The organism is Microcystis sp. M_QC_C_20170808_M3Col (assembly GCF_007095505.1).
GTDB lineage: Bacteria > Cyanobacteriota > Cyanobacteriia > Cyanobacteriales > Microcystaceae > Microcystis.
In genome coordinates, this window is the sequence record NZ_SFBY01000478.1 from 1 (window position 1) to 5,257 (window position 5,257).

A 5,257-nucleotide genomic window follows, 5' to 3' on the forward strand; every position below is an offset into this window, starting at 1 on the left:
ATTAAAGATTAGTTATTGTGACTAACCGTTTTGGTTAGAGAAAGATAAACTTGAGAATCTTCAGTCAAATTTATTGACTCAAAATCCGCTGTACTTAATTTAAATGAATCAACCCTAGGAGGCAGGGGGCTCCGAGGCCGTTTTTGTAACGGGGATTTATGCCCCGCTCCAAAAACTTTTCGCCTTAAAAGGCGAGGTTTTAGACCTGATTTTTTCGATAATCCGCCTATTTGATTCGTGAACAGAGACGCAGCACAACCATCGAAGCCAAGAATAGAGGTGGTAAATATTCTACACTTCAATTAGGCGCACTAGGGGATTCCATGATTGATAACGAACAAGTTTAATAACTTGCTATCTAAGAATAAATCAGTTACAATTCTTGCCAATTAACTTCGTCTGTGAGGAAAGCTGAGAGTGTTGTTAAAAAAAGCCAAAAGAAACAACCAGATGAGACAGATATTTTCTGGAGGAATTTTCATGGCATCCTGTTTGGGGACAGCCATACTTTGCGATGGGGTGAAGGCCCTTCCTTCTCCCTTAGACATTGACGATGCTTCTATTCGGGTATCCCAGGAAAAAATTATCATTAATTCCCCCGTGGAATTAGAGAAGAGAGAAAGAGTTCTGACAACCAATTCCTTCTTGACAACAGAGGGATTAGCCGATAGTAATCTGCCCTCACCCTTAGAAAATAAACTAGAGAAATCTTCCCTCGATACTTTAGCAACAGAAAAGACCAGGACAATTTCAACCCTAGAAGAATGGAAGGCGAATCTAGGGACAATGCAAGCGAGTCAGCTTTTACCAGCAGGAGATAATAACTCGCCAGAAGTCGAAAAATGGCAAGCGCAAGCATCTACCCCCGTTGATCCCAATGTTTCCCCCGAATTGCAGCGTTTACGTCAAGAGTTTCTGATTGAGAAACCGCAATTAAGGCAACAAACCCTTTCTGCGAAACTGGCGGAATTTGTGGTTACTCCTAGTGGCAGTATCTCTACTCCCAGCGCTTTTGGAGCGACTTTTGGGCAGATTTTCGGTGGTTTCGGTTTCCAGTCGAGAACCCGTTTTACCAATCAAGCAGATGGTGGGTTAGCCCTAGGGGGTGGTTTGGGAGACCCCCAGAAAATTGTCGGTTTAGATGTAACTCTGGCGATTTTGAGCCTTTTTGGTGATAATGCCGGACGGGGCAGTTTTAGCTTTAAAATTCACCGTTCTCTGCCAGAAAGTTTTGCTGTAGCCCTAGGATTTGAAAACGCTATTAACTGGGGTGGGACAGATGGCAGTAGCAGTATCTACGGGGTGGTAAGCAAATTTTTTCAGTTAACAGAAACAACGAAAGAACCCTTTAGCCAATTGACGCTCTCCTTGGGTGTTGGTGGTGGTCGTTTTCGCTCGGAAGGAGCCATCGAAGATGGGGTAAATTCGCTCGGTGTCTTTGCTAGTGCGGGTTTACGAATTGTTGAACCAGTCTCGGCCATTGTCGAATGGTCGGGTCAAGATTTAAACGCGGGTATTTCCCTGATTCCTTTCCCGAAAGTCCCCTTGACGGTTAACCTTGCCGGTGCTGATTTAACAGGTAATGCTGGGGACGGCGCTCGCTTCGTCATGAGTATCGGCTACAATTACTTTTTCCCCCGTTAGTCGGTTTTTACATTGTCTAATTTAGTTTTTTTGAATGAGGATAAAGACCATGTTGATGAAACGGTTGACCAATTTTCAAGTTTCCCTAGTGGCGGCGGTTTTGCTGACCAATTCCCTAGTCTCTCCCGTTATGGCGCAAACCGGCAACCAATCCGATATCACCGGACCAATTCTTTCCACCAGTGATTTTGCCGGTCAAACTATCCCCACCACCACCGTCACGGGATTGGGATTTCAAGGGGGAGAACCGGCTCAAATATCTGTTAATCAGGCGGCCGCTTCTGTGAACACTCTGTTAGCTGATAATAATTTAACCTCCCCCACGGGTACGCCGATTCCCCCAGCCGTTCAGGAATCGATACTGAGCATCTTAACAGGAGATGCTCAGGCGGGTAATAATATCAATGCTGTCATTGCCGCTCTTTACGCAGTCCCCGGCGCACCGCCATTAAATGTTATTGAAGACTTATTAGCCCTCTTAGAGAGACTGACCAAGGATAAGAAGGTAGTTCCAGCTAAATTGCTGGCGGCGGTGCAGGCCTATAATGTGATGATTTTAGCCAGTAACGAAGAGTTTCTCCGTAATCCTCCCGCAGAACTACGAGCAATTCAAGCATCCTTAGCTAAATTGGTGGAAGCCACTATTAGCTAATCAGAATTCTCCCTTCTGACTTCACCATAGTCTCCTTGGATTAGAGGGCTGTGGTGAAGGCTCGACGGTGGGCGCGGTAGTTGGTTGTGGGGGGGTTACAGGAGGGGTATTTCTTCCCCCTAAGGATTGTTGGAGCTTGTCTCGCAGTTTTTTGGCAGTATCGGAGTTAGGATTAATTTTGAGAGCTTGTTCGTAGGCAGCGAGTGCCTCTTGGGGGCGTTTCCAGTAGGTCAAGACCAGACCTTTACCGTGCCAAGCTTGATAGATTTGAGAATCGAGTTGCAAGGCTTTTTCATAGGCGGCATAGGCGAGGGCTAATTGTCCTAACCGCCACATTTTATTACCTTGATTAAGCCAGTTTAGGGGATTAGTATCGTTCTTATTGGGAACTTCAAAAGCCTTGTATAATTCATCCCCAATTTCTTGGAAAGATAAGGCATTGGGGGGCGAATTTTCGACATTTATCTGCCCTTGAATGCCAGACTGGGGTGCTAATGTCAAAAAAGTAGTGATGGGAATAGCGAGACTAAAGCCAATTGGCACGGGAACCTTTTCGATTTTTTCGGCTTCATTTTGTCCGTGAACCGCAATGACTCGTCCATTGATATCTAACACTGGACCGCCACTCATGCCCCCATAGGTGACACTGGTATAAACTATCTCATACCCCAACTCCGGAGGAAATATTTTCAGCAAGGGTGTAATGTCCTTGGGCAGCACTTTCCCCACATTGAACAATCGTTTCCGCTTGCCGATAAATTTCGGGTCAGGCCATCCAGAAGCAAAAATAAATTGTTCGTCAGCTACTTGATAGTTACCCAAGGTCGCTAATTGATAATTTTGGTCGCTCTGAAACTGCACGAGAGCTATATCTACTCCGGGTAGTTTTTTGATGCTATTGTAATCGAGCGGATATTGCTTGCCATCCCAGGTAATAATTTTTAGTTGATCGTAATAGAACTTGCAGGCATCTCTAGCATCTTTACAGATTACATGACTAGCAGTAAGAACAGTATAAACCCTTCCTTCTTTGGCAATAATTGATCCAGAGCCATTAGAAGTAATTTTCCCATTCGCCCCCTCTTCTTCTGAGGGGATTAAAACGGTAATCTTTTCAGCAGTTTTTTCTACCTGCTCAGGTGTTGATGCCTTAGCAATCTGAGGAGAAATCACAAACACCGCTATACTAACTAGGGCGGCGGAAATTTTCAAGAAATTGTTGCTCATTCTGGTTTAAAAATACAGTTGAGTGGAATTTACCAGAGGGGTGTGCGAGCGGGATTCTTTTCTCTTGGGGTTGACGGGGATGGAGAAGAAAAATCTTCCGAGAAAGTGGGTTCTCTATGGGTGGGAAGCGATGGGGGTGAAACTGAGGGACGTTGCCGACTGGAAGCAGATAGAGAAGATGACCCCGATTGTAAAAAAGTCCCGATAGGAATCGCCCAACTTAATCGACTCATTTGTTCCCACAGTGCCGGTGAAGTCACTGTTCCATCGGCAAAAACGTAGGATTTACCCCAGAGAGGATAAGCATGAATCCCGTTAATACCAATAACTTTACCTTGCCGATTCAGCAGCGGTCCGCCACTCATGCCATTTTTAATCTTATTGGTGTAGCCGATTTGGTAGCCTCCCGAAAAGGATTTATCACTCAAAAGCGACACTTTACCCAGGGTGAAGGTAAATCCCTCTTCGGTCGGGCGATCGCCATCGTAGGGAAAACCAGCGGCGAAAACTTGATCTCCGATAGCGAGATCATCAACATTAGCCAAATCAGCAATAGAATAAACTTGGCTACTGCGAAAAGAAACTAAGCCTAAATCATAATCATTCAAGCGAACTGTTCTGACCAACTCCCCCCGATGTATCTTGCCGTCAGGGGTTTGTATTTGCCAACCCTGAGAGCGATACCGCCCTAAAACATGGTCATTAGTGAGGACTTTGTAGGAAGCACCCTGTTTTTCGACTAAAATGCCCGAACCCCAGCCTTGCCCTGATAACACCTTAACGGTAATTGCTCTGGCTAACTGACGCAGCTGTTGTTCTGAAAGTTGTTGAGAGCTATGGGCATTGGCCTGGTTAGGTTCCAGAGCGGGAGCATAGCTTTGGACAGCAAGCAAAGGTGTTGACAGTCCCAATAATAAACCGCCCGCACCAGCCAAAATTCTTTTTATAGGCCGACTCACTTGATCACTACGCTCCCATCTATAGAACTAGAAAAGTTTACCAAACAGAACCGCCTGATGGTTTTTGGGGCGATTGTTCGGGAGAAGTCGCCGGCAGTGGAGAGGGGGACGAACCGGTAGCCAGATTTGTTTCCACGGGAGCATTTTCTAGGAATTTGTTGAAATGGACAATGACAGAATCCGATGAGCTTTCAAACAAAGGATTGCTGCTGGATCCTTCCCGGAGGTCGAATAGCTGTTGGATTTTCTCGGTTGCGTTTTCCCCGCTCTTGAGGGTAAATAATAGGTTACTGCTATTTGCCCGTTCTCGTCCATTACTAGGGGAATAGATGACCGGCAGACTATTGAGATAGCCAGTGGTAATAATATCAATTCCGCCTGGTCGAGCGTCAAGGGTATTGAATCGTCTAGTTACTTCTAGACACCGTTGCTGGGGAGTGTAACCGGAACCGCTAGAATAACGAGAAACCCAACGAATAACAGCTTTGCGTTCATCAGGGCCGACTTTGACATAGGTTGTGGGAACTCCTACATAGGGGCCTGTCACTGGTAAAAGACACTCGAATCTGGTTTGAGCTTGGCTCGGTGATTGTAAGGTCAAGGCAGCTCCTACACCAATCAGAGCAATAGTCAGAGTTTTTGTCAAAGTTTGTAGTTTCATTAGAACTCTTGCAAATTAATTATATGTTATAATGATGGGTTAACTAATTTTCCCCAAAAAATTAGTTAATCAGTACATTCGTCCTGAATAAAAACTTGAAGTTTAACTTTTAAC

Annotated in this window: 5 protein-coding genes; 2 read left to right on the forward strand and 3 right to left on the reverse strand. The window is 45.3% G+C overall.

From position 1 onward, the window contains the following. Positions 1–417: 417 nt before the first annotated feature. Both EWV84_RS22125 and EWV84_RS22130 read left to right on the forward strand, forming a co-directional pair. Positions 418–1,644, forward strand: a complete 1,227-nt coding sequence (locus tag EWV84_RS22125; protein ID WP_323801813.1) for a hypothetical protein — start codon at positions 418–420, stop codon at positions 1,642–1,644. A gap of 49 nt (positions 1,645–1,693) precedes the next feature. Continuing rightward, a complete protein-coding gene (locus tag EWV84_RS22130; RefSeq protein WP_287080113.1) occupies positions 1,694–2,296 on the forward strand; it encodes a hypothetical protein in 603 nt (200 codons plus the stop codon). A gap of 21 nt (positions 2,297–2,317) precedes the next feature. Here EWV84_RS22130 and EWV84_RS22135 read toward each other — a convergent pair whose 3' ends face one another. Genes EWV84_RS22135 through EWV84_RS22145 form a run of 3 tightly spaced genes read right to left on the reverse strand, consistent with a single transcriptional unit; the run spans position 2,318 to position 5,143 of the window. Then, the gene (locus EWV84_RS22135; RefSeq protein WP_287080114.1) at positions 2,318–3,523 is read right to left on the reverse strand and encodes a tetratricopeptide repeat-containing S1 family peptidase; all 1,206 of its coding nucleotides are present in this window, start codon (positions 3,521–3,523) and stop codon (positions 2,318–2,320) included. A gap of 29 nt (positions 3,524–3,552) precedes the next feature. Further along, positions 3,553–4,482 carry a S1 family peptidase gene (locus EWV84_RS22140; RefSeq protein WP_287080116.1) on the reverse strand — a complete coding sequence of 310 codons (930 nt, stop codon included), beginning with the start codon at positions 4,480–4,482 and terminating at the stop codon, positions 3,553–3,555. A gap of 37 nt (positions 4,483–4,519) precedes the next feature. Further along, the gene (locus EWV84_RS22145) at positions 4,520–5,143 is read right to left on the reverse strand and encodes a COP23 domain-containing protein (protein ID WP_287080118.1); all 624 of its coding nucleotides are present in this window, start codon (positions 5,141–5,143) and stop codon (positions 4,520–4,522) included. Positions 5,144–5,257: the final 114 nt, after the last annotated feature.